Consider the following 26,880-nt stretch of genomic DNA (forward strand, 5'->3'; position numbering starts at 1 on the left):
TCAATTAGGTATATGGATGGACCTCACCAAACCCGATCAAATACTTCATTTCATACAAAAAGCGTTAATGGCGGATGAAGCATCCCATCGGAATGCTTCTGTCCTTCCATTAACGCTTTGATGTTCACATATCATGAAGTTAAACCAAGATGTTTCGTTTAGTCTCAGCCTTCAAGTCTGGATACGAGCGCTCTCAGCGCATGACCACGGTGGCTAATCGCCTGCTTTTGCTCGAGCGTCAGCTCTGCCATCGTCATCTCGTATTCAGGTACATAGAAGAGTGGGTCATATCCAAAACCGCCAGCACCTGCAGCTTGAGCCGTGATCCAGCCTTCCGCAGTGCCTTCCGATTCATACTTATCACCTGTTGTCGGATCATACAGTACCAATGCACAGACGAATCGAGCGGGACTTAGGAGCGGCTGCTCGGTGTCCTCACCGGATTTCAACGATTCCAGCGTCTCCAGCAACTTCGCATTGTTCTGTGCATCCGTTGCTCCTTCGCCCGCATATCTCGCTGAATACACTCCTGGCTCCCCGTCCAACAGATCTACGCAAAGTCCTGAATCGTCTGCCAGAACGGGCAAACCAAGCGCATCACCAACCGCCTTGGCTTTCTTCCAGGCATTTTCCGCAAACGTTACGCCATCTTCCACCACATCCGGCAGCTCCGGATAGTCAAACATGCTCTTAACCTCTTTGCCAAGCGGTGCGAAAGCATGAGCGAATTCACGGACTTTACCCGCATTGCGGGTTGCAACAATGAGGATTGGGCTGTCCAAACTCATCTTAGGCTTCCCCTAATCCACGCGCGCCAATCTTGAGCGCAATCGGTCCAAGCACTTCTTTTTGACGCTCGATCATTTCCAAAATCCCCTGCTCGCCAAGTTCCAACATCGCGTTCAGCTCACGGCGATCAAATGGTGCTTCCTCACCTGTTCCCTGAAGCTCGACGTATTTACCGCCGCCTGTCATCACCAGGTTCATATCTACCTTGGCTTTGGAATCTTCATCATAGTTCAGATCCAGTACAGGCTGTTCACCCACAACACCCACACTTACTGCGGCAATGAAATCCGTAATCGGGAACACTTGCAGTTTGTGCTGTTGGGAAATCTTGTTCACAGCAAGCGCCAGCGCTACAAACGCTCCCGTAATGGACGTTGTGCGTGTGCCTCCGTCGGCTTGAATAACATCACAGTCTAGTGTAATCGTACGCTCACCAAGAGCCTGCAAATTGACCACCGAGCGCAGTGCCCGACCAATCAGACGCTGAATTTCCATGGTGCGTCCAGTTAATTTGCCGCGATTGGCTTCACGTTGATTCCGAGTATGTGTTGCACGTGGCAGCATGGAATATTCAGCTGTTACCCAGCCTTTCCCCTGCCCTTTCATAAAGGGAGGAACACGTTCCTCCACTGTAGCTGTACAGATCACCTTTGTATCTCCAACTTCAATCAGTACAGAGCCCTCGGCGTATTTATTCGTGTTCACTGTTAAATTCAGCGGGCGCAGCTGTTCGCTGGTTCGTCCGTTTGATCTCATATTTTCTGCCTCCTACGACTTAAGCATCCTGTAATGTTGAACCTATTCACACTTTTACTAATCCCTTATATTTTACCAAAGAGTTCGGTTAAAAGCATCCTTAAGCATTCCTTGCTCATTAAATCGGAATTTCGTTGATATATTCAGGCTTGGAAACCGGCGCACTGTAATCCCTGTTGTCGTCACCCATGATCGTTTTTTGGCCGTTCCATTCGATTTGCACTTTGGCATCCTTGCTGGCTGTATTCTCCGCAGTGGTTAACACGACAGACTGTAACAGCTCGCTTGGCACGATATCCCCTTCGGCAAACATATCATCTTTCAAGGCAACCGTGACCGTGCCATCCTCTGCCGTTTTGACCGATTGCAGCTCCGTTCCGCCTGTCATAACCTCTTCCAGTTCGCCGCCTTTGTCAGGTCCCTTGATCAGTTCGTTCAATGCTGCCTGCACACGATCTTCACCAGGGGTAACGAGACGTGTAACTGGAACATAATATTGGATGCCTGCTGGTGAAGCTGCTGAGAAATAGACCGTGACCGGGCTGCTGTTCGCCACAAACGCATCACCCAGATCCAGATTGATTCCCACAGCCCGATTCAGCGGTTCAGGCAACGGCGTGCTGTTCACCGGCATTTGTGTTAACTTTTTACCATCCACCCAGATCTGTACATTCTCCACATCAGGCGTTCCCGTCAATGTCCATGTGACAGCTTCTAGCATTTTCCGTTCTTCCTTCGCATCATACTTGGCAAAATTACCCGAGAACTCAACGACTGCCAGCTTGTCATCCGCGTGAATCGTTACATTTTGCACTACCGTTCCCTGTGGGAGAACACCCTGGAATCCTTCAGGCAGCATACCCGCATAGGCCCCGCCTGTGACAAGTGTATCCAGTGCTGTCTTTGGACTGCTGGCATCTGTTCCAGAAGGAAGTGTCAGGGATACCGGAGCGAGCAGCCCCTGCTGGTCTTGCAGATATACCGTCGTTAATGGGAGCGTTGCGAGTGCACCATTTCCTTCGGCTGCCTGAATCATGGCTGCTTCCTGAATGGGCGGTGGTGGATCAACAGCTTCAGAAGACTGTGCTCCAAACATGCCACAACCTGACAACACCATAGGAATACTCAGCAGCGCAGCTGCCGATACCGTACGCAAAGATTGGATCTTTCTCATGATCACGTTCCCCCTCATCATTTTTACAGTTTGTACTACCATGTATACGAGCCTTTGTCCAAAAAATAACTAAAAGATAATCGCTTTGCTGAAAACTTATATATTATCTTAAAGAAACGTAAAACAGGTTAATAACGTATTAGGAAGCAAGAGTAGGGACATTGCTAACTTCAGAGGAGGAATCGCCCATGGAACATCCTGAGCAAGAAAAAATCCCTTACAGCCTGAATAGCCGCAAAGTGGCGGAGGCAACAAGGGAATGGCTGCATAAGCGGGGCGTCACGATCCCTGAGATCGCAGAGCTGGTCATGTTATTGCAGAAAAAATATTATCCAGGTCTTACGATGGAAGAATGTATCGAAAATGTGGAGATGGTTCTCCGTAAACGTGAGGTACAGAACGCTGTTTTGACCGGGATTCAGCTCGATATTCTGGCAGAACAGGGGCAGCTCATATCTCCTTTACAGGAGATGATTGAGAATGATGAAGGACTGTACGGCGTGGATGAGATTTTGGCATTCTCCATCGTCAATGTATATGGCAGCATTGGATTTACGAATTATGGTTATGTGGACAAGCTAAAACCAGGGGTGCTTGAACGACTGAATGACAAGAGCCTGGGGCCTGTCCATACGTTCTTCGATGATATTGTCGGTGCGATTGCATCGGCAGCGAGCAGTCGGATCGCCCATCGCAAACAATCCGAGCTTGAAGAAGCACTGGGAGAAAAACCTGTCAGTGATGACGCTGTATAATGCGTAACTCGTTTCATATCTGAAGTCATGTGGGACATTGGACATGTGTATGGATGCTTCGTGAAATAACTGTTTAATAAAATAACTGTTCATGGAAAAAGCGGCCTGATGGCCGCTTTTTTTTGCATGTGTAACGATACATATTGGATAATCCACATGTTATTATTTCAGATGTTTAGGTCGTACCGTTCCCACCAAACCAAAACCTTCAACCCAATTCTGCTCAGAAGGTGAACCAGATGTTGCCCGTTTCGGTCCAATCGTAATTTCCGGGCCTTTGCGTTCTCTCAACATGCCACGCAACACCGTGATACCGAGAATGCTGAGTCCGGTAAATACATACATCATCCGCATGATGATATTGCCAGAATCCGTTCCGGTAACCATGCCGTGAACCAGCAAACCAATGAACACCGGATAGGACAAGAGGTGGAACATGAACCACCATTTACGGCCCAGCTTGTTTCGCAGATCACTGGATAACAGGACAATCACTAATCCGTAGAAGGCTAACGTTCCCAGACCACTGCCAATCGGATGCACGGAGGCGGTAAAAGGAATCAGAAGTTCTCCCCAGGTAAATGGGCTGTAATGATCAATATATAACGTTAATGCGTGCACGAGTCCAAGTCCGAAGGCGAGCCAGGTCGTTCGAGTATGCCATTTGAACATGGCTGCTTTTGGTTTGCCTTTGGCCATAGGCATCCCTTGCGCAATGCCCAGAAACACTCCGGCAAAGAGCAGCACATAAGCAGCAATTCCACTAATTCGAATGATATTCCACGTCGGCAGGTAATCTACAATCCATTGTGCCATAACCGGCTCCCCCATATCTGTTAGACTTGTCCTCGTTTAGATCAGACTGAAGCGATGATCCGGATCAAACCCGGGCCAGTGCTCAGCAAGCGTATCCGTATTCCCTCTAAAATAAGTAATTCCATCCCGTGTCATCCACAGGACGTCATGCCGATCGTAATGTCGGTTTAACCAGCCCACCGCTTCAGCACTTCCCAAAATGCAGACCGTCTTGGCAATAATCTCGCATTGCGAAGCATGCTGTCCCAGAACGGTACACTGTAACACATCCGTATCCGCCGGTTCCATCGTCCGAGGGTCAATAAGATGGTGCGCAAGACTTCCATCCGTATTCTGCCATTGTCTGCGGGAAATACCCGAAGTGGCAACAGCTCCTCGCTGTAAACGGATCACTCCCGACACAGCACCCTGATTCTGCAAAGGATCTGCTACTTCCAAGGTCCACTGGGAATGGTCTGGTGAACCCCATACTTGAATATCTCCACCAGCGTTAATCAACCCCGCCGGAATATGCAACGTTCGCTGTAACCAGTCTGCGATGCGCTCCACTGCCCAGCCCTTAACAATGCCTCCCAGGTCCAACTCAGCTCCGGGGTCCAGATGAACCATTCGGCTACCTTCCCGCTGAATCCAACTCGGACGGCTGTGGTCATATCGATCTTCCAGCCAGCCTGATGATTCAGGTGTTCTCGTTCGCAATATGCGTTCAAGCAATGGACGTTGCGGTTGTCGTTGCTGCACCTTATCGAAACTTAGATCATATCCCGAAGCCTGAAGAGCCTGGGAGATACCCGGTTGAAAAATCCCTTCGGTCAGTCCAATATATCCATAGGCCAAACTCAAAACTTCATCCATCGCAGCGGAGATGGGCATCCATCCGGTTGAAGCATTCAGACGATTTAGTTCACTGTCTGCCACAAATCGACTGAAGCGCTGCTCCTGCGTCTCAAACCAATTCTTCACCAAGGTTGCTGCATGTTCAGCTTCTTCCCGCCCAGCGGACAGTTGCACTTCAACATCCGTGTTCATCGCACGGAATTGAAATCGGAGCGGACGAGCAACTTGCTCTGTGCGGCTCATGATGCACCTGTGCGTGACTGATAGTTGCCACTGCTGTATCCGGAGTCTGTACCCTGGTTATTTTGTCCGAAACGCTGAGAATCTGAATAATTATCCTTGTTACTCGTGCTCTGATCTGGCCGAGCTGCTTGTGTGCTATCAGATGTTCCATTATATTGACTATCATTATTGTCATTGTCCTGCGTGTTCCAATTGTTGCTGTCCGTTGTACTGTTGATCCATTCATCCATCACATCATCATGCGTATCCACCTGGCTTGAAGCAGTAACACTTGTGTCTGTGCCATTCGCTGCTGCATAGGCCACATCAAAGGCATCCGAAGTTCTTACATATTGAAAGAGTGCAGCCACAGTCAACGTTGCTGCCGCTGAAGCTTGCCATTTTCTCCATTGATTCCGTTTTTTTCTGGTCATCGCTCTTCCCTGCTTTCTTTAGGGTGTGTCTCAAAACGCTCCCTAGCGAAGTTCATAGTTGTATGATAGTCGCGCTGGCTTAAAAATAGATGAATGAACCGTTAAGAGAGGCTAAAAAGGCCCAGAACAGGTGAATTTCCTGTCCCGAGCCTCTATACAAGATCACATTATCATTTCATATCGATATCATCATTCCGTTTAGATTTGAAAATAGAACGTGCCATCCGGTTGCTGCTCTTGCTTCACTACTCCGCGTCGAAGTAACTCCTGCAAATGGGCCAACGTCTCACTCATGGCAAATCGCAGTTGATGGGTACCCAGCCGATTGCCAAACATGTGCACACAGATGTCATAAGCATTCGCCGGTGACTCCTGAATTCGCTCCGTCATCTTCTGAAGACGTTCCTCGTGATGAGCCAGCAATTGAACTGTCCGTTCGTTGAACTGGGCAAAAGGATTCCGATGTCCCGGATACGCCTGCTTGACATTCAAAGCACCGAGACGTTGCAATCCTTCCATATAAGACAATAATGGCTGAGGGTCACTGCCAGGTTGCAGACTGATATTCGGTGAAATCTGTGGCAAAACTGCATCTCCGCACAGAATCTCCATGGACTCCGGCGCATAAAAGGATAAATGGCCTGGGGCATGTCCACCCGTCTCCACAGCAATCCAACGTTTCCCGCCCATATCGAGCCACTCGCCATCTTCAACAGGTGTGATATTCGGAAGTGGCGTAATCTGCGAAGTAAATACCTTCATATGTTCATGTATCTGCTCAGTCTTGTCTTCTGGCATACCATGACAACCATAATAATCAGGTAATATTGTATTAATACGTGAATCAGGTCCCCACATATAATCAGCCTCTTGACGGGAGCGTGTCGACATTCGAACGGGTGCGCCCGTCATCTGTTGCATCCAACCCGACAACCCAAGATGATCGGGGTGATGGTGGGTCAGTACAATTTGACGAATATCGCTAAAGGTCAGGCCGAGATCTGCCAGCGCTTCAACCCACTCCTGTTCTGTTTCCGAATTACGCGGTCCCGGATCTATAATCGTTATCGTTCCATCCGGTTCTGATAACACATAACTGTTCACCCATCGCAAGGGAAACGACATGCTGATCTTGACCCGGTGTATGCCCTCTGTCATGGACATCTCTTCTGTGCGCTTCATGTTATCCCCCTTCCAGACTGTCTCTGTTCACTCCACAGGACGACGACCCACAAAAATCATGCGTGGAGAAGTCTGCTCGTCATATTTCTCTTCGTCATAGCCGCCATGTACCTGATCTACCCGGAGTCCGGCGGCACTTAACATCTGACTCAGTTGATCCCGTGTGTACAACTTCACACGCTCCTGATATACCCGCGGTTTATGTCCGGATGCGGTGTCCGTAATACGAATTTCCTTTTGCACAAATCCATCCTCAATCTTGCGGAACTCCTCAATTCGCTGCCCTTCATCCTCTCGGACGGAGTGCGGCACCAGATGACGAGTCACATAAGCCGTATTCATAAAATCAATAATATAGCTGCCACCCGGGCGAAGCATCCGATGAATGGCACGTAATACTTTCAGTTGTTCTCCGTCCTCCAGGAAATAACCAAACGATGTGAACAGATTGACTACGGCATCAAAGCCGCCTTTCAGCGGGAGTTCACGCATGTCTGCGTGACACCAAGATACTCGGTGTTCAGTGTCCATTAGGCGTGCTTCGCGCAAAAGCACATCGGACAGATCAACTCCGGTCACTCGTAAACCTGCGTCAGCAAGTGCCATGGAGTGCCGTCCCATACCGCAGCATAGATCCAATACTTCAGCATTGGGCTCAAGCTTCAACCAATTGATCATTTTATGTACTTCCTGATGGGCACCCTGCACATCCCGGTGCTTGTATACGAGAAGGTAATCTTCTCCAAAACTCTTTTCATACCATTCCGTCATCCATTCTCGCCCTCCACTTGGTCACTGGCTCTCTATCTATAGTACGCTTTGTACAGGCCTGATCATTTCCCCTAGCTTTAATGTATTGTAACGTCTTTATTCTGCAAACTCAAAAAATCCCAGTAAGTTTCCAACATTGAAGAGCCAAAATGCAAACGATATAATGTTAGACATACGCCAGTAAATCGGTTAATTATAAGAAGTTGTTCAAAAAGCAACAGGAGGTGTTCTTATGATTCGCATCGGACTTACCGGATGGGGGGATCAGGAAGATCTCTATCCAAACCGTACCAAAGCCAAAGACAAGCTCAGTCTATACGGACAATACTTCTCCACCGTGGAGGTGGATAGTTCCTTCTACGCGGTTCAGCCGCGGGATCGAATGGCACGATGGGCTGCAGAGACGCCCGAATCCTTTGCTTTTATCATCAAAGCCTATCAGGGAATGACCGGACATCTACGGGGCAAGCCCTACTTCACCAGCACGTCAGAGATGTATAAGGCTTTTCGAGAATCACTAGAGCCCGTCATTGAAGCTGGCAAGATGCAGGCAGCCTTGTTTCAATATCCACCTTGGTTTGAGTGCAATAAAGACAACGTGAAAGAGCTTCGTGAAGTGAAACTGAGAATGGAGGGTATTCCGTGTGCCCTCGAATTCCGTCATCGTAGCTGGTATGAAGGTGACATGCGAGAGCGCACACTTGCGTTCCTGAAAGAACAAGGCTGGATTCACAGCGTCTGTGACGAACCTCAGGCGGGTCCAGGTTCCATTCCCATCGTTCCACAGGCGACGGATTCGGAGATGACACTGGTTCGCATGCACGGACGCAACGTGTCCGGCTGGCATCAGAATGGTGCGCCCAATTGGCGCGAGACCCGTTACCTGTACCGTTACAACAAGGAAGAATTGTTGGAATGGAAAGGATATCTGGAGCAATTGCAGGAGCAGAGCAAGGATGTCTATGTTATTTTCAACAACAACTCCGGTGGTGATGCAGCGGCGAATGCCCAGATGATGATGGATCTGCTGGACCAGCCAATGAAGCCTTTTCCTGACCGTACTGAACCGGAGAAGGAAGAAGGACCGGAACAGCTGGAATTATTTTGATCCGAACTAATGATGGAGTTATTCATATTATTGGGTGAAGGTAAGTGTATTTATATATTGCTATTATGCAGATCAGATTCGGGATTGGAAACAAACTAAAAGCGGCAAGCCTGAGGGCATTGCCGCTTTCTTTAGCTGGTTATCTACCTATAGAAGTCTATCCACATGCATCCGTTCCGTTGCGTCAAACATCAGCGCTGCGCGGCTGTAACCGAAGAATTGATAGACACCTTGCGTAGCTTCTGGTTCATTTTATGAGCCTCAATGCCAGCCAAGAGCACAATGCCGATCCCATGGGTATCGTTTAGATTCCATCCCAGATCATCGCGATAATACAAGGAGGTAAACGAGTACCCCGAACCCCGGCATACCCCGTATATATTGCCTTTATAGTCAATCGACAAACGCGTCATACCTTCCCATCCTTTGCGTACGGCCTCCAGATAAGGCTCAGGCTGTTCCAGCCAGCCCTCCCGAATACCACGGGCATAGGCGTAGATGAACATCGATGTACAGGAGGTCTCTTCATACGAATCCGGGCGGTTCAGCACCTGATGCCATAGTCCATTTCCCCCTTGCAGCGCCAAATAACCTTCACTTAAATCACGATAGAACTGTAATAGTTCCGTTCGTTTCACATGATCATGTGGCAGGATAGATAACAGTTCGGTTAAGGAGAATAGCACCCAGCCGTTACCCCGTCCCCACGGAATACCTGTCGCCCGACCACGTACAAAATCATACACATGGGACATGATCTGTTGTTCGGGAAGATAGAGGTATTTACGGAACATCAGGAACTGATTGACCGCATCATCGCAATATGTCGCATCTCCTGTCAACTGACCGTAACGCATCAGAAATGGTGTACTCATGTACAAGTCATCACACCACATCGTCTCCTGACGCATCTCCCCACTGCCGCGAACCCGGTAAAAGGCACCGTCCTCCAGACGTTCCTGCTCATGCGTAATGTAGCCTGCAATCCGATCCGCGGTATCTCTTCCCCCACGAATATCGCCCAATTCCATCGCAGCAAGCAGCGTGGAACCAAACGAACCGCAATCATCCAGACTGTCGATGGCAGACAGTTGATTATTGATTCCTGCCGCACCGTACCCTTCCCGATCCCACAGACCGTAGCGGTCAAATGAAGTGCTCAGTTCAATATGTTGCCGTACATACTGAATGTAATCATCCCGTCCCAATTCCTGTCCCGTCTGGAGAAGTCCAAGCAGGGTAACGCCGAGCGGATAATTCCACTTCCCGTAATGTGTATTTTCCAGGTAAGGACGAACATGCGTATCGGGAAGATCTACCCGCCAATACACACCTTGTACCCCATCATCAAACACGATATCTGTTCGCACGATGTCGGCGTGGGATGGTTCAGCACCGGGAGTAAACACACCTGTGTACAGCCATGGGTCAGAGCATCCTGCAACCGGATGCGGAGGTTTCAGTCTCCAGCCTGTGGAACCCGAACGCTCGGCATCTTCCAACGTGAATCCCCATGAACCGCCAACTGCCTGGATTTCACCCTTCGCGACCAGATCTGAAAAACCGTAACGGCGCGGGAGTTCAACGTGAAAGTTAGCACTGCCTCCAGCAGAGTATACTTCCGTGCCATCCACATACAGAGTCAAAGCTCCATCATGACTGCCTTTTAAGATAATTGGCGTTGATCCTGGCAAGGTTACATCCAGTTTGGACCATGCGTAGGCAACAGCCGGTTGTTCCGTACCAAAGATGCGGGCAAAAGAACCCATACTCTGGTCCTCATCTGTCCACGCCTTGCGTGGATACCAGGTAAGGCCCGTCTCTTCTTCCGTCATGCCGTCACGAGGAAGAGATAATACAGGTTCGTCAACTGGTTCCGAATATAACCAGCCCTCCTGTCCCTGACGATCTGCCCCAGGAGTGAGGAAGTGGAGCGGGAAATTTTTGAATGAAGCTGTTCCGTAGATACCGCCGAATCCTACTTCTGTTTTGACAAAACACAGCAACACATCATTCCAGCCATAGTTCACGGAAATTGGAATCTGGGTTCTTCGCTCGGGAAATAATTCCTGCAACAACTCAGACTTGAATACCTCTTCACCGTTCACATAGATCGTCACCGGACTATAACAGTTCAGACCCGTATTTAACGTTGCATTCTGCTCACTCCATAACTTACCCCATACATACACGTACTGCCCTGCACACACCTCTGCGCATTTCTCATGCAGATTCAGGTCGTAGCGATAGTCCCCTAGCCTGCGAAAACCTCCCTGATGATAGGCTCTGAACAAAAATGAATGTTTCGGATGATCACCAATATAACGCTGAGCCACCGTAGTCAATATATCCGGAATTGAATCGTACACCTTACCTGCAATCGCCTCGTTCTCATGAAAATAACGAATGATCGTCAGCTCCCTTCCTTATACCTTGTTTCGTTCGCTTAGCCGCAATGTTTCTCCGCCCTGCACTTCAACAACCTGCTGATCTGCCGTGAACCATACCGGGATGGCAGACGGATTATGGATGATGGATCGATCGGCCGAACACTCCAATCGTTGTACGGCTTTCCAATAGGCGATCACTTCGATGTTCGTGGCGTACCAGATGTCGTTCCTGCCACCAATCTGCTCACCGAACTGTTCGATGATCTCCCAGTTGTCGTTGTCATTGAACTCATAGCTGTGACCCCAGACGTAGAGCAATAGTGGCGTACCTGTTTTGGAATGTTGGATAAAACGTTTGGCATGCCCCGCCAGATCATGATTATGATGACAGGTCGGATGCCATTCAAGCGGCCGATCGGGCAACGTGTATCTGCCATGTGATTCAACGGTACGGGCATAATCAATGCCAAGCCACTCCAGCTTTGTACTTAACGCACGGTCGTACCCTCCGTTGGGATAAGCCATGCCTCGTACCGGATAACCGACGAGCTGCTCCAATGCTTTTCGGTCTTCGATAATCTCTTCGGTCAATAGTTCATTTGGAACATAAGGCAGCGTAGGGTGAGTAACCGTGTGAACGGCTACTTCATGCCCCTCATATAATTCAGCGACTTCCTCCGGATCAATGCGGCCTGGACTGCCTAGCGTACCGGAGTTCAGATTAAATGTTCCCCGCAGTCCATACCGATTGCAGATTTCCACCAGTCTGCGATCATGTACCACTCCATCGTCATAACTGAGCGTTAACGCTTTCATCACACCACCTGGATAGCGGTCAAACTGAATACGATGTCCCATCCCTTACTTCCACTCCTTTATCCCAATTCTTCAACAGGTATATGACCTGCATCCTGTAATCGATGATGTTCCGAATCAAAATACGTACCTTCCAGCAGGCCAATCAATGTGTTGGTAATCCGCACTTCAATGTCGTTATCCCCAGGTCGAAGCCATGATGTATCTCCCTTCCAGCGATACGGAGACCAGCATCGTACACCCAGGCTATGTCCGTTTACCCGCACTTCCACCACATCCTGCACACGCCAATCGCTAAATTCCAGTTCAAACGTGGTCATATCTTCCCCTGGCTCATCCAGCCAGAACGTGCGTTTATAACTCATTTCCCCGGCAAAATGGGGATACAGCGGCTGCGGTTCAGGTCCGATACAAAGGGCCGTGTCCGGTTCCCGCACAAGCGAAGCCATGCCTTCATGATGGAACTTCACGCCGAATCTTCCCTGTAGATACAAGGGATCAACGATACCATCCTCATCTTTCGTTACCTGCACAATCACCGTCATTTCGTTGAGACCGCTGTGCAGCAGCGCCGTAATATCACAAGCGATGTTATTGTGGTCGGTTATTTCGATTGGATCGAATTGTTCCTTTTCAAGCAGATGCCCATTAATCTCCATCGACCAATTGCCCGAAATCGCCGCTCTGTCCATGAATAAAAGGCATGCAGGCAATGCCGTTCTTAACTCAAATGTGGTCGTATATCGGCACTCGATCGGGTAAGCAACGGATGCCTTTTTCGGTGTGCCAAATACCTGACTAAACTGGATTGGCAGATGCTGCTGCTCCGATAATTCTGCCGCCTGATCAATAAACGGTTTCACAGTTACATGCTGACTCTCCAGAATCACACCATTAGCATTGGAAGCCTGAAGATGGAATTGTCCCATTCGCAAAATGTTAGATTGCACCGTTTCGAGTCGCCATGGCCCTTCCGAAGGAACTCTGATCTTACGGGCTTGATTAGCTCCTGCCGATACATCCGCTCCGAACGTCGAGCCCGTTTTGTCTGTTACATCCACCTTCGTTGTTAATTCCTCTTCCTTCGCAGGTTGTAAAGTAAGACGAACAGCATGTGCTTCATAAGGCGCCAGCGTTAGTGAAATGCACCATTCCCCGCCACTGCTCGTATACGGTAATGTCTGAAGCTGTCCTGTCTCCAGATCAAGTCGTTCTGCCACAAGACAAGCACCCTCTGTCAACTCCGTTCCATCCCACAGCTGTCTGGCGACCAGCTTCAATTGACCTTTCAGGTCCTGACCCTCCTGATTAGTCAAGAAAACCATGTGCTCTCCAGCCGACAATTGACGGGTGTGCATCAGCAGAGATGCACTTTCCTCCTCCATGATCCAACAGATGGGTTCGGGCAATACCTGATCGAGCAGGAGAGAGATCAGCTCCAGCGAAAAGTCATCTCCTTGGCCCGTTCCTGCGGGTAGAAAATAGGCATTCTCCTCACCCTGATGCCACATGGTTTCACGGTTATCGTGATCTGTTGTCACGTTACGGCCCCAGTACACCTCTTGCGGCTGCTCGCCCGCGCCAAAGAACTCGGCAGCTTCATATCCCTCTGGACTTCCCGGCTGAATCGCAATATGTGGAGGCATCCCAACAGAGATGACAGTTCCACCCTGCTGAACAAATCGCTTCACCTGTTCCCAGGCCACGGCCTCCAGATTTAGCATCGGTGGCAGGATCAACACCTCATAACGGGCCACGCCGATCTGAATTATGCCACCCGTTAACTCAGCTTCAGCCAACAATTCGGGGTCAAGGTGATCATAATCCCGTCTGTTTTCGAGCAGATGGGTAGTAATCCGCATCCAGTCCTTCGTCAGGCGCTCCAGTTGCCCCCGTTCTGCTTCGTCTTCGCCGCTATACTCGAATCCATGTAGCGGATTACCCATCAGACTCCAGAATGTCGTCGTTGGGTCAAGCACGGCAATACGAATATCTGCTGCTCCGGTGCTGATGAGATAGCTCAAACGTCCGGTGTAATCCCCCAACTGCCGGAAATGCTTCCAGTAGGGATTCTGTAAAAATTGAGATGGCGGTGCATCATGCTTTGCCAGCCCACCAATCGTATAAAAAAAGGCGTGAAAGTTATAAAAATTGGTACCCATGGCGGCCATTCGATCAATCATCCACTTGGCATCCTGTAGCGTCATCGACCAGCCCACACTGTGAAAACATTCAATCAGATTGCGGCTTCGGCCCAATTGCCGGGCAAGCGAACTGACCATCTTAGGATTGTCACGCATCTTTTGGCCGTATCGTTCCAGAATCCACGATAAGGATCGTCCGATTTTCTCATGTGCCGAATCACCACCTGGCATATGGCTGAATAACTGGGTGGTCATCCGTACACCAGGTACCTCAGCTGCGTACTGGATTCCTGCTTCCTCACACCAGTCATGCACCTGTTTGTGATAGGACTCCCGGAGAAGCAGATGCAGTGACTGGTAATAGTCATACCGAATCCGATGCGAGTCCGGAACATCGCCATATATCAGGGCCGGTAGCGAATCGATCAGACTGTAACCACAACGCTCGCTGAAATAACGGGGAAGCTGTTGGGACCAGGGGATACGGCCCAGCGGTGCAATCTCATCCGAGAACATACCTTTGATCACGCTTTCAAATTGATCTCCAACTGCTGACTTATAACGCTCATGAGTCAGTTCAATAAAACGGCTCATCGCTTCCTTGTGGCAAGGATCAACAAAGTTGCCGTAATATTTGAAATCATCGATCTCTTTTTCCTGAAATATAATCAACTCCCAATCACCTGCGGGAACTTCCCACAACATGCGGAATGCTGTTCGGTAGGTGAAGAACCGCTTGCGGTTATACGATGTGAGCCCTGTCTCCTGATAGACCTGATCGATCTGGATATTGCCGATTTTGCTGCGCAAGTCAATGGATTCATGCCACAACCGTTTGCCCTGTTCATCCTTGGGAATCGCCTTGGCAACCAAGACTCGTCCCCATGGCAACTCCAGATCCACAGCTTCTCCGCCCTGAACCAGCAACTGATGATGCACCAGCTGACGCTGCTTCGCTTCAGGAAAATCAAGGGTCACTTCCCCACCAGCCATCCCACTTGGATATGGATATTCGTCATATAACCATACCTGCATGCCGTGATCGGCAGCTGCCTGCACTGCAATCCGCACCTTATCGAACCATGCTTCAGAGAGATAGGGAATCTGTAGCCCCTGACGCGGACAGATGAAGAATCCGCCTACACCTTGCGCCGCCATCTCAGCCACTTGCCGCTTAACCTGTTCTTCTTCCATATCCCCGTTCCAGAACCAAAAGGGATGGACCCGGTACTGCGCATCGGGATTTTCAAAAGCATCCCCGTTCCACATGTTGCCTTCCTCCCTGCGTGTCCAAGAGTGTGTGGTGTCCAGTTTTACCAATAACGTTCATTTAAGTTCATATAGGTTTGTTTTGCTTTGATTATACATCAAAAACCATATTCAGGAAGTCATAATTTCCAGAAAGTTGGATGAAATTTGGTTCACGGATCAAGCTATTACAGCGATAAGAAAAGCCCGGCTGTTTCCGCTACACTGAAAGCACAGCTACCGGGCTCTGGCTTATACGACTACTTCAGTGCAGCGTACAGTTCATTAACTTCTTTCACATAATCATCTCCGCCGTTGTTCTTCCAAAGGGCAACAGCATCTTCGAATCCTTTCTCATCAATCTGACCTACGATATATTTGATCCGCGCATCGTTAATGATATTGTCCAGCTGCGGTCCTTTCTGAGCGTAAACATCAGAGATCAGCGGTTCACCAGGATTGGCAATGACAATCTCTTCGTTGGCTTTCTGCACCTGTGCAACCTTTTCACGGACAGGTGTCTGTTGTACACGAAGCGTTCTGTCTTCTGGCACAAACATCAAAATCTGATTTAAGCCTTGCAGGTCGCGGAGCGCAAGCTTGTCAGTGCTCGGTATGATGTAGTCTTCTTTTTTCTCGTATTGCTTGCCTTCCAGTCCGTTGTACAACAATGCCTGCAATTCCGGTTCATTCAGCTGATCCAGAAAGCTCAGTACCTTCTTCAGGTCTTCTTCCGTTTTGACACTGCTTTTGGAGATCGCAATCAGGCCGGAGTAACCGGACGTTGGTATATCACGCAATCCCTTTGGACCTTCCATCGCTTGCAGCACATCTACACGCCCTGTCGCATTCGGGTCTTTATCAAGTATTTTCTGATCCATGCGCTGTGCATTATCTGCTACATCCACCATGACACCGGCTTGCCCATTCACAAATGGATCAGGCAGTTTCGTTGCATCCATCACGGCAAAGTCCTTGTTGACCAGACCCTCACTATAGATTTGCCGGAAAAATTTTAGGGCTTCCATGTATTCTGGTGTCTCATGCGCCGGGATCAGACCTCCACTGCCATCATCTCCCCATTTGTTGGGCGCACCAAACCATACCTGCATGTTATCCCACGGCCCCGTGAATTTGCTGGCAACCAGACCGTACGTATCATCCTTGCCGTTACCGTCTGGATCATCCTTCGTGAACGCTTTCAACACATTGTAAAATTCATCAATCGTCTTTGGCTCTTCCAGCCCCAGATTTTCAAGCCAATCTTTGCGGATTGTGACCCCATTACGTCCCAGGGCGCGCGCCCGGTATATGCCATAGGTTTTGCCATCGATTGACGCATTATTGGTGATGATTTCATTCATTTGACTCAGATTCGGATAATCTTTCAGATAAGGACCCAGCTCCCAGAAAGCCCCGGTTCGGGCCGCATTAATGAAACTTGGGGACTTCCCTAACACCACCATAATCTGAGGAAGCTTTCCCGAGGCCAGTGTGATGTTGAATTTGTCTTCGTACGAGCTGCTCGGCACCCACTGCAAGTTCACATCCACCTTAGTCAATTCCTCAAGCTTCTGGATGACCGGGCTGTTCTCCGGCGGATTCTCCGCTTCGAAGTTCGGAAGCATAATGGTAATTTCGTCGGTGCCACCCGCAGCGGTTCCTGAACCTGCTTTGTCCGTGGAGCATGCTCCCAGAATTGTACTTAGTACCAGTGACGCAGAGAGTAACAGTGCACCTTTTTTGAATCCCGTTTTTTGTCCCATACGTTCTCCCCCTTGGCTTTAACCTTTAATTGAACCTAACATGACACCTTTGGCAAAATGCTTCTGCAAAAACGGATACACCAGCAAAATCGGAATGGTACCTACAACGATCACTGCCATTTTGATCGACTGCTCTGGTGGCTGTACAAAATTGGGGTCCATGTTTGCCATATCTCCGACACTGGCTTGCGAGAGTAACACGATCTGTCTCAGCATGACTTGCAGAGGCCATTTGTCACTATCGGAAATGTACAGGAGTGCCGAGAAAAAGTTGTTCCAGTGGCCTACGGCGTAGAACAAAGCAAACGTGGCAATGACCGGTTTCGATAAAGGCAGAACTATTCGCCACAGCACGCCGAGATCCGAACAGCCGTCGATGCGGGCCGCTTCCTCCAGCCCGGGCGGCATTTGCTGAAAAAAGTTTTTGACAACTATTAAGTTAAAAGCGCTGATCGCGCCAGGAAGCATAAGAGCCCAGTAAGAATCGAGCAGTCCCAATCCACGAATGATGAGATACGTTGGAATCATGCCACCACCGAATAACATCGAGAAGATCACCATATTCATCATGACGTTACGGCCCCAGAAGTCACTTCTGGATAGTGGATAAGCCATTGTTAGAGTGAAGAACAGATTGACCAGTGTGCCTGCCACCGTGATGAAAATGGAAACACCAATGCTGCGAAAGATCGTGGACGAGGAGAAAATATACTCATACGCGCTGAAGGAAAACACCTTCGGAATGAGGAAAAAACTGCGTTCGGTGATCTCGGCTTCCGTTGCGAAAGAATTCCCTATAATATACAGGAACGGAAGGACGGTTAATATGCCCAGAATCCCCAGCATGACGTAATTGAAGATATCAAATACCTTGCCGGCAGGGCTGTTGTATAGACGGCTGTTCATGGGCGCTCCTCCTTAATAAATTCCGGGATGGCCGAATTTTTTCGCAAGTTTATTACTGCCAAGCACCAGGATGATCCCCACCACAGACTTGAATAGTCCAACAGCGGTACTGTAACTGAATGCACCTTGCGTAATCCCCACCGTATACACATACGTATCAAATACATCTGCCACATCCCGGTTGAGGGAGTTGGTCATCAGATAGATCTGCTCAAATCCGGTATCGAGGAAGTTCCCCAGTCTGAGAATGAGCAAAATGACTATGGTCGTACGAATGGCTGGAAGTGTGATATGCCACATCCGCCGTAACCGTCCTGCACCATCGACAATGGAGGCTTCATATTGTTCCGTATCTACACCTGCGAGGGCAGCAAGGAAAATGATCGTGCCCCATCCCATCTCCTTCCACATCATCTGCACAATAATGAGCGGACGGAACGAACCCGGACTGGAGAGTACATCAATAGGCTTGCCTGTAATCCAGGCGATCAGGTCGTATAACACCCCGCCCTGTGGGGTCAGGAACACGTACGTGATACTGGCGATAATCACCATGGATACAAAATGGGGTACATAGACCAGTGTTTGAATCGTTCTTTTGAAGAAGGCGACCCGAATTTCATTTAATAACAAGGCGATAATGATCGGTGCCGGGAAAAAGAAGATAAGATCATACAGGGCAAGGACCAGCGTATTGCGTAATAGTCGGAAGAAGTCCGGGTTGGAGAAAAAGTTCGTAAAGTTCTCTAGCCCCACCCAGTTACTCTCCCGGATGCCCAGGAAAGGCTGGTAGTCCTGAAAGGCAATGATGATCCCCCACATGGGCAAGTATTTAAAGATGACAAAGTACAAAAAGCCGGGAAGCACAAGCACATATAACCATTTGTTTCGTTTAATCTGCCTTTTCCAGTTAGACTCTCGTCTCATGGGCCTTGTGGCCCTATCCGCTTGGGTGGTTGCAGTGCCGTTGGTATTCCAGTCCGTCTTCCCGTTCATCATGTCTCCCCTTTCTCAACGATGTAAGCGTTATCAAATAACCTGATACTCAGACTATACATCCGATCTTTTTCCGGCAACCTTCATTTTTTGCATTGCTCCGGCTCATTAGCCGAAAAGCCCGCTATAACGCCATTTCCACAAGAAACTGAACATAACGTAGCAGGTAGAATTGCACATTTTTGCGGGTTTATCCTTCTTTGTATCACGGTAAAAAAAGAAAAAACCGACATCCGTTAAAGCTGAATGCCGGTCTGAAATGACAAAGATACGAACGGTTATTGTCCAAACCATTGATCGCGATACTGACTCGGGGTAACTCCCTCCTGTTTCTTGAAGATCCGATTAAAATAACTGTGCTGATATCCCACAGCCGCCGCAACATCATTAATTTTCATCGTTGTCTCACGTAACAATTGCTTCGCCGCATCCATTCTCACACGTGTCAGATAATCAATAAAATTAATGCCTGAAACCTGTTTGAAAGCCTTACTCAGTGCATAGGGTGTCATCTGCTCCTCGTCAGCACAGTTTTCCAGCGAAATGTCGCTGCGGTAATGTGTATCGATGTACAACATCGTTCGTTCCACCACCAGTTTCAGCGGTTCCTGCGATCGTACCTCAACCTCTTGTATATACGGTATGAATACCTCATTCATCATCCACTGCCTCATCTGTACAGGTTCACGAATACCGGATAGTTGCTCATACATGTTGTAACCACCAAACAGCTTATAAGGTGTGACCCCCGTTTGCAGCATCATGTGCTGAATACTGCCGAGCAATTGAAGCATCATCTGTTGCACCTGAAATTCGGTACTGCCCGTCCGCGTAATCTCACTCATGAATTGTTCCAGCACACGTTCTGCTTCGGCTTGTTTGCCCAGCCTGACCGCCTGTAACAACTCCCGTTCCAGCCCAAGTGGATAGGAAGCTGCTTCATTTCTGCGGAAACACGCCTCATCCTCCAGATCGAGAATCTGACTACCTTCCTCCACACTGCGGTAAGCCACGGCCTGTTCCATCTCGACAAATCGTCCGGGCAGTTCCTGTAGTGAAGCTGCTGGGCGACTGACCATCAAGGTCACCTTCATTTTGAGCGTACGTCCAATGACCTCCACCAGTTCCTGTCCCCATAACAGCGCATGTGATTTCACAGGTTCGTCCTGGGGAGCGATCACAAGCATGGCGGAAGACAAGTCATGAAAGTTCATGACACTGATCTGCCTGAAATAATTTTTCGCCACTTCCTGAGTGATATTCACTGCTGCAAAAGTGACTAATCCCGTGTCTTGGCTCCCAAATCTGCCTTGCAGTTGCTCGTATCCTGTAAAATACATCTGCACCAGCAAATACTGCTGGCCCAGCAGCTCAAATCCAAGATGACGCATGCGCTGCTGGAGATCCTGCTCGTTATAGGCATATAGATGCCCCTGTACAAGTTGTAGGACAAAGCTGTCGCGCAGATGGGGAAGCTGCTCCTGCAACTGGCGATGTGCCGTAACACTGCGGGAGGTCAGTTCGTTCCACTGTTGCTCCAGCAGCTCAAACTCATCCAGCTTGGCATCCATTGGTGTTGTTTCGTTTCTGCCAGGCGTAAGCAGATGGAGCATCCGCGCTACAGGTGAATATATGCGGCGTGAAGCAAACCAGGATAACAATAATCCCAGGATGAGACTGCCTATACTCGCAATGACGATGATTTTGGACACCAGTTTAACTGGCGAAGTGACTGAGGTCAAAGGGGCTGCGGACACGTAAGTCCAGTCTGAATCAATCCGACTCAATGAACCGTATGAGACAGAATAGGTCTGATCCTCATATCGGAACAGGAATGAGCGGCTGCCCGCATGCAGGGCTACTTCTTCTTTTAGCTGCTGCTCAAAAGCAGAAGTCTCTCCCGCCGTTCCCGGATTCCCGGTAACCAGTGTGTTTCCTTCCTGATCCATGAGGAACGTTACCCCTTCGTCGTAAGGAGTAAGCGTTTTCAATAAACTGGCGACTTTCTCGTTATCCAGCGTGATGATCAGTGCACCAAACGGATTAATGCTCTCGCCTGGTATCTTATGTACTAGAACAAGTGCATTGCCTGCATCCGTATGCAGTGGACTATCGTTGGTCGATGTTGCGGTATCACTGTTGATGCCGGAAACCCAGTCTGTCCAGTACACGTGGTTCCCCATGGAAAGGTATCGATCATAGGCTTGTACTTTTGCTTCATCGTTCAATTCGGTATAATCCCGATTAAACAAGATTGGCTTCGGTTCCTGCAAATACAGCTGTGCTGACTTGATCAGTGGATGGGAACCTTGTAATACGTATAAGGTAGTCACAATCTCCTGCGTTTCATTAAAATAATACACAAAATCCAGTGTTCGCAAAGCATTGCCAAACCTCGGTTCAAAAGCCCAATGAGATAAGTTCATCTCCAGATAAGCCAGCTGGTCATCCACATTGCGTGCCCGGTTCTCGATCTGGTTCTGATGCATCCGATTAAACTCGGTTTCCATCCGGCCAACAACCTGTTGATACATAACAATACCTGTGATTAGCCCGGGAATGCTGGCAATGAGTAAAATCAGCATGAGGCTGTTTCGATAAAATCGCCCTTTATGCCTTCCAGCCTTCAAATCGGACAAACGCTTGAATCTGCCAAATATTCGATCGCTCCTAGTCGGTTCCATCGCTGCTCACCTGCCTGCTTGCATCGGGTCTGACTGTCATGGAAACTTCCTCAACTCCCCTGAGAATATATGGATGAAATCCTTTTCTTGTATTATACGCACAATCTTCTGGTGAATGAAACGATCTGTAACCGATCATTTTTTTAACCAATGTTTTATTAACATGACAAAATGGATTACAATGAGATAAAGCAAACATGAAGGAGGCCTTTTTAATGAAAGAACAGACTTATTTTGAACAAAATAGAGAAAAACACCTGGCAGAACTGAATGAATGGTTGTCCATTCCGAGTATCTCTGCCATTTCAGAGCATAAAGAGGATGTTAATCGTGCAGCACAATGGGCAGCAGATGCGCTCACACGTGCAGGCATGGAAAACGTAGAGGTCATTCAAACGGCTGGACATCCGATTGTTTATGCAGATCACCTGCATGCACCCGGCAAACCGACGGCGCTGATCTATGGACACTATGATGTACAACCTGTTGATCCGCTTAACCTGTGGGAGACACCTCCTTTTGAACCTACCGTTCGTGATGGCAAGCTGTTCGCTCGTGGTGCAACGGATGACAAAGGACAGATTTTCCTACATATCAAGGCAGTTGAAGCCATTCTGGCAGAAAACAAAGAACTTCCGGTTAACATCAAGTTCTGCATCGAAGGCGAAGAGGAAATCTCCAGCCCGAACTTGCCCATCTACCTGAATGATAATACGGACAAGCTGCGTGCAGACATGGTACTGATCTCGGATACGTCCCTGCTTGAAAAAGGTAAACCGGCGATCTCCACTGGCCTGCGCGGCCTCTGCTCGCTTCACGTAGATCTGAACACAGCCAATACCGACTTGCACTCCGGTTCATTTGGTGGTGGTGTACCTAACGCACTGCACGCACTCGTATCCCTGCTCGCTTCGTTGCATGATGAGCAAGGCCGTGTGAGTGTAGATGGTTTCTACGACGGCGTTCTGCCACTATCTCCTGAGATGAGAGAAGAATTTGTGAAACAGGGCTTCAATGAAGAACAACTTCGTCAAGACCTCGGACTGGAGCAATTGTACGGCGAAGAAGGTTACTCGTTCGTGGAACGTGTTGGCGCTCGTCCAACATTGGAACTGAACGGCGTATGGGGTGGTTTCCAGGGCGAAGGCAGCAAAACGGTTATTCCGAAGGAAGCTCATGCCAAAATTACATGCCGCCTTGTTGCGGATCAAGATCCACAGCATGTATTGGATCGTATCGAAGCACATCTGCGCGCTCACGTTCAACCGGGTGCAACGCTGCATGTGAAACAGATCGAGAAAGCTTTTGCTTTCAATACCGATCCTTCCAATCCAATTCTGCAAAAAGCGGCAGATGCGTATGAGCACGTGTATGGCGTTCGTGCCCTCTTTACCAAAGATGGCGGATCCATTCCGATTGTTGAGAAACTCTCACGTGTACTCGAAATCCCTGCTGTCATGATGGGCTTTGGCTTGCCGGATGAGAATCTGCATGCACCAAACGAGCACTTCAACCTGGAGAACTTTGATAAAGGGTTGTTGACGATTGTTCAATTTCTGAAGAGTTTGTAATCATCGTGTTTAAAACCAGATCATGAGAGCGTGCTGAGTGGACGTTCCGGGGCCGAATCGTTCTTTAGATCGCTGTTATCGTCGGATTTTTTGGATTCCCCTTCTCAAAGGGTAAAATCCGACGATAAAGGCGAACGCTCCGCTTCTTCAGAATCGATTTCGTCCCCTTCACTACGTTGCAGCTTGTCGCAGACTGATTTTAAGATTGAGCCTAACTATTGATTGGTTAGTGTAATGGGGAGAAAAAAGAACGGCCTTCGGGGCGTCTTTTTTATTTATTTGATTTATTTGTTTCTTTTTTTTGTTTTTTGGGTGAAGTTGTTTCTTTTTTCTTTGGTGAAATTGTGGTTTTTTCGTGGCTGCTTTTTATGAAGGGAGACGATGGTGACTTACTTTTAAATGGGTTAGTGTATTAGAGATAACAACATGATGACTTATAGGCCGTTTCTATTTATTTTGTATCGATCATTGCGTACAGCTTGCTTATTATGGCTTCTTTAAAGGTATGGGTTTAACTTTGAAGGTTAGTGTGATAGATCACGAAACGATGGGCTACTGAACAGTTTTTCGATTTTTTTTGATTTTTTTCTCGATCATTTCGTTATCGTTCTTCCTATGACTGATTTTATAGACGGGGTCTCGGTTTTAATGGTTTAGTGTTATAGAGATAATACACGCGACCTTATCGGCCGTTTTTTAGATTAATTACGTCTCCTTCACTAGGTTTCAGGCTTTTACCATGGTTGCTCTTTATTGTGACTGGTTTTAGACGACGGCTAACTTTTAAGGGTTGTGATAGAGACAACACAAGCGGTGCCCTTTGGAGGTTCGATTGAATCGATTGATATTAAGTATTTAGAATGAACCTTATGGAGTATGATGTGGATCGGGTAACGGATATTGTTGATGGCTACAGGGGTATTTCTGCATGGGGGATCTTTCGGGATTCCTGCGTTTTGATCTGCTTATGTTAAGCGACTTCGGCGCGGGGCTTTTGCCATGAGTGTTTACGTGCTGTTGCGCCCCGGCAAGCTAATCCAAAATGATGAGGTGAATGTTGTGTCTGCTTCTCACCTGACCAAAAATGCGCTGGCTCACTCGCTTAAATCACTGATGGAGCATACTCCACTGAACAAGATTACGGTCAAACATCTGGTTGACCATTGCGGCGTGAACCGGCAAACCTTTTATTATCATTTTCAGGATATTTACGCGCTGCTTGGGTGGATCTATCAGACTGAAGCGGTGGAGGGCCTTACGGAGTACCGAAGCTACAGCACATGGACGGACGGATTCTATAAAATCTTTTGTTACATCGAGAACAACAAAACGTTCTGCTGCAACACACTCGACTCGCTCGGGCGCACCCACTTGGACACATACCTCTATGAAGTAACCCATGATCTGATCATGGGTGTTATTGATGAACTGGCCTGTGGGATTAAGGTCCGCGGTGAAGACAAAGAGTTTGTCGCCAACTTCTATACCCTGGCTTTCACTGGGCTAGTCATTCAATGGATGAGAGGTGACATGCAAGAACCGCCAGAACAGATTATTGAGAAGCTCAATGGGCTGATCGAAGGCAATGTCCTGAGGGCACTGCACAGGTATGAGAATAAGCTGCCATCCACTTAATGATGTGCGGCTTTTTTCATATGTGATCTAAGCCTGATTTTTAGACACTTTTCCAAAAGTGACCAAAAATTGGACACTCCCGTTCTTTTGATCATACCTTAACAAACCTGCAAGGATTACATTAGAAATGTGATTACAGAACCTTTTGGAGGCGAATGATCGTGAAGAAAGAATATGGTAATAAACAGGTCTATTTTGTAGGCGGCGGCATTGCATCATTGGCGGGTGCAGCTTATCTGGTCAGAGATTGTGGCTTTCCTGGAGAACATATTCACATTATCGAAGAAATGCCCATTCTCGGCGGTAGCAATGACGGAGCTGGTAATCCCGATCAAGGATATATCATCCGCGGCGGGCGGATGCTCAATGACGAGGCCTATGAGAATCTGTGGGAGCTGCTGGCTTCCATCCCTTCCATCGACCGTCCAGGCATATCTGTCCGACAGGAAATTACCGAATTTGACGATGCCAATCCCACACATTCCAATGCACGGCTCATCAACCGTGACGGGAAGGTCGAAGATGTGCTCTCGATGGGCTTTGATATGGCGGACCGTCTGGCGATGGGTAAACTGATTATTACTCCTGAAGACACGCTGGGTAAACTGCGCATCAACGACTGGTTTGGTCCTCATTTTTTCAAAACAAACTTCTGGTATATGTGGGCGACCACCTTCGCTTTCCAACCTTGGCATAGCGCCGTGGAATTCAAAAGATACATGCTCCGCTTTTTTCACGAATTCCCGAGAATTCAGACGCTGGAAGGTGTTACCCGCACACCGTTCAACCAGTATGACTCGATCATCCTGCCACTGCATAAATATTTGGAACCGTTTGGCGTAGATTTCACGCTGAAATGTACGGTTACTGATCTGGATTTCAAAGACGGCGACGGCATTACAGTAAGTCGGATGCATGTGCTCAGGGGAGGTGAAGAGGAAGTCATTGACATCCTTGAAGGTGATCTGGTCATTGTTACAAACGGTTCGATGACCGAAGGGGCCGACATCGGCTCCATGACTTCCGCCCCGAAACTGAATGGCAAGGGCAGCTCATGGAAGCTGTGGGAGAACATTGCCGCCAAGAAACCGATGCTGGGCAACCCTTCTTCTTTTAATGATCATGTGGATGAGTCCAAATGGGAGTCGTTTACGGTCACCTTCCAGGATTCGGTCTTTTTTGATCTGATGGAGAAATTCACACGCAACCGGGCAGGTACCGGCGCGCTGGTTACTTTCAAGGATTCCAGCTGGTTCATGTCTGTCGTTTTGGCCTTCCAACCACATTTCCGTGGTCAGCCTAAGCATATCAACGTATTCTGGGGATACGGATTATATCCGGATAACGTGGGCGATTACGTGAAGAAAAGAATGTGTGACTGTACCGGTGAAGAGATTATGCAGGAGTTGATCGGCCATCTTCATTTCCAGGAACATCAAGAGGATATCATGGCGACAGCCAACTGTATTCCATGCATGATGCCTTACATTACAGCCCAATTCATGCCTAGACTCAACAGCGACAGACCAAAGGTTGTGCCTGAAGGCTCCACCAACCTGGCCTTTATCAGCCAATTCTGCGAGATTCCCGATGACGTGGTATTCACCGAAGAATATTCGGTCCGAGCAGCACGGATCGCCGTCTACACCTTGCTTGGAGAGAACCGTCCAATTGAGCCGATCAACAAGTATCAGTATGATGTTCGGACGCTGTTCAGCAGTTTTGTGACTTCGTTTAGATGACCACTTTTCATGAGGATTCAGACATTAGATGAATGAAGGAATGATTGGATGGATCTGTGGATGGGGATAGATCTCTGGAGATCTCTGGAGATCTCTGGAGATATCTGTAGAATTCGGTGAGTAACTTTGTGATCTTTA

Annotated in this window: 20 protein-coding genes; 5 read left to right on the forward strand and 15 right to left on the reverse strand. The window is 48.4% G+C overall.

The annotated features are described in order from the left end of the window. Positions 1-164: 164 nt before the first annotated feature. The 3 genes from V6669_RS24215 to V6669_RS24225 form a co-directional block, all read right to left on the reverse strand. Positions 165-788: an XTP/dITP diphosphatase gene (locus V6669_RS24215; protein WP_017692573.1), complete on the reverse strand. Its 624-nt coding sequence runs from the start codon at positions 786-788 to the stop codon at positions 165-167. Between the two features lies 1 nt (position 789). Continuing rightward, a complete protein-coding gene (rph, locus tag V6669_RS24220; protein WP_017692572.1) occupies positions 790-1,545 on the reverse strand; it encodes a ribonuclease PH in 756 nt (251 codons plus the stop codon). Between the two features lie 118 nt (positions 1,546-1,663). Further along, the gene (locus tag V6669_RS24225; protein ID WP_338588384.1) at positions 1,664-2,719 is read right to left on the reverse strand and encodes a GerMN domain-containing protein; all 1,056 of its coding nucleotides are present in this window, start codon (positions 2,717-2,719) and stop codon (positions 1,664-1,666) included. A gap of 188 nt (positions 2,720-2,907) precedes the next feature. Here V6669_RS24225 and V6669_RS24230 point away from each other — a divergent pair, with 188 nt between their 5' ends. After that, positions 2,908-3,474: a phosphatidylglycerophosphatase A gene (locus V6669_RS24230; RefSeq protein ID WP_091037633.1), complete on the forward strand. Its 567-nt coding sequence runs from the start codon at positions 2,908-2,910 to the stop codon at positions 3,472-3,474. Positions 3,475-3,636: 162 nt separating this feature from the next. Here the strand turns inward: V6669_RS24230 and V6669_RS24235 are convergent, their stop codons facing one another. The 5 genes from V6669_RS24235 to V6669_RS24255 all read right to left on the reverse strand — a co-directional run bounded on the left by V6669_RS24235 (position 3,637) and on the right by V6669_RS24255 (position 7,736). Then, on the reverse strand, positions 3,637-4,290 hold the full coding sequence (locus V6669_RS24235; RefSeq protein WP_338588385.1) for a ferric reductase-like transmembrane domain-containing protein: 654 nt from the start codon (positions 4,288-4,290) through the stop codon (positions 3,637-3,639). Between the two features lie 36 nt (positions 4,291-4,326). Then, a complete protein-coding gene (locus V6669_RS24240; protein WP_338588386.1) occupies positions 4,327-5,370 on the reverse strand; it encodes an FAD:protein FMN transferase in 1,044 nt (347 codons plus the stop codon). After that, positions 5,367-5,783, reverse strand: a complete 417-nt coding sequence (locus V6669_RS24245; protein ID WP_338588387.1) for a hypothetical protein — start codon at positions 5,781-5,783, stop codon at positions 5,367-5,369. The genes V6669_RS24240 and V6669_RS24245 overlap by 4 nt, the downstream gene beginning before the upstream one ends. Before the next feature lie 198 nt (positions 5,784-5,981). Then, positions 5,982-6,965 (reverse strand): MBL fold metallo-hydrolase, encoded by a 984-nt coding sequence (locus V6669_RS24250; RefSeq protein WP_338588388.1) that lies wholly within the window; start codon positions 6,963-6,965, stop codon positions 5,982-5,984. Between the two features lie 27 nt (positions 6,966-6,992). Then, complete coding sequence (locus V6669_RS24255) at positions 6,993-7,736, reverse strand: methyltransferase domain-containing protein (protein WP_338588389.1); 744 nt, start codon at positions 7,734-7,736, stop codon at positions 6,993-6,995. Between the two features lie 232 nt (positions 7,737-7,968). On the opposite strand from V6669_RS24255, the gene V6669_RS24260 reads away from it, so the two are divergent. Further along, complete coding sequence (locus V6669_RS24260; RefSeq protein WP_338588390.1) at positions 7,969-8,844, forward strand: DUF72 domain-containing protein; 876 nt, start codon at positions 7,969-7,971, stop codon at positions 8,842-8,844. Positions 8,845-9,035: 191 nt separating this feature from the next. On the opposite strand, the gene V6669_RS24265 is transcribed toward V6669_RS24260, so the two are convergent. From V6669_RS24265 to V6669_RS24295, 7 genes are all read right to left on the reverse strand, one after another. Further along, a complete protein-coding gene (locus V6669_RS24265) occupies positions 9,036-11,213 on the reverse strand; it encodes a glycoside hydrolase family 88 protein (protein WP_338588391.1) in 2,178 nt (725 codons plus the stop codon). A 57-nt stretch (positions 11,214-11,270) separates the two neighbouring features. Next, on the reverse strand, positions 11,271-12,092 hold the full coding sequence (locus tag V6669_RS24270; protein ID WP_338588392.1) for a polysaccharide deacetylase family protein: 822 nt from the start codon (positions 12,090-12,092) through the stop codon (positions 11,271-11,273). Positions 12,093-12,109: 17 nt separating this feature from the next. Then, complete coding sequence (locus V6669_RS24275) at positions 12,110-15,463, reverse strand: glycosyl hydrolase (protein WP_338588393.1); 3,354 nt, start codon at positions 15,461-15,463, stop codon at positions 12,110-12,112. Positions 15,464-15,702: 239 nt separating this feature from the next. Next, entirely contained in the window at positions 15,703-17,208 is a 1,506-nt protein-coding gene (locus V6669_RS24280) for an extracellular solute-binding protein (RefSeq protein WP_338588394.1), read from the reverse strand. An 18-nt stretch (positions 17,209-17,226) separates the two neighbouring features. Then, a complete protein-coding gene (locus tag V6669_RS24285) occupies positions 17,227-18,114 on the reverse strand; it encodes a carbohydrate ABC transporter permease (protein ID WP_338588395.1) in 888 nt (295 codons plus the stop codon). Positions 18,115-18,126: 12 nt separating this feature from the next. After that, the gene (locus V6669_RS24290) at positions 18,127-19,041 is read right to left on the reverse strand and encodes a sugar ABC transporter permease (RefSeq protein ID WP_074097016.1); all 915 of its coding nucleotides are present in this window, start codon (positions 19,039-19,041) and stop codon (positions 18,127-18,129) included. A gap of 347 nt (positions 19,042-19,388) precedes the next feature. Next, the gene (locus tag V6669_RS24295; RefSeq protein ID WP_338588396.1) at positions 19,389-21,794 is read right to left on the reverse strand and encodes an AraC family transcriptional regulator; all 2,406 of its coding nucleotides are present in this window, start codon (positions 21,792-21,794) and stop codon (positions 19,389-19,391) included. Positions 21,795-22,009: 215 nt separating this feature from the next. Between V6669_RS24295 and V6669_RS24300 the strand changes: the two genes are divergently transcribed. The 3 genes from V6669_RS24300 to V6669_RS24310 all read left to right on the forward strand — a co-directional run bounded on the left by V6669_RS24300 (position 22,010) and on the right by V6669_RS24310 (position 26,742). Beyond that, positions 22,010-23,365: a dipeptidase gene (locus V6669_RS24300; RefSeq protein ID WP_076333733.1), complete on the forward strand. Its 1,356-nt coding sequence runs from the start codon at positions 22,010-22,012 to the stop codon at positions 23,363-23,365. 999 nt (positions 23,366-24,364) lie between these two features. After that, positions 24,365-25,000, forward strand: a complete 636-nt coding sequence (locus V6669_RS24305) for a TetR/AcrR family transcriptional regulator C-terminal domain-containing protein (RefSeq protein ID WP_338588397.1) — start codon at positions 24,365-24,367, stop codon at positions 24,998-25,000. A 155-nt stretch (positions 25,001-25,155) separates the two neighbouring features. Then, positions 25,156-26,742, forward strand: coding sequence for an oleate hydratase (locus V6669_RS24310; RefSeq protein WP_338588398.1), 1,587 nt, complete (start codon positions 25,156-25,158; stop codon positions 26,740-26,742). The last annotated feature ends 138 nt before the right edge of the window (positions 26,743-26,880 follow it).

The organism is Paenibacillus sp. Y5S-9 (genome assembly GCF_036894235.1).
In the GTDB taxonomy this organism is placed as follows: Bacteria; Bacillota; Bacilli; order Paenibacillales; family Paenibacillaceae; genus Paenibacillus.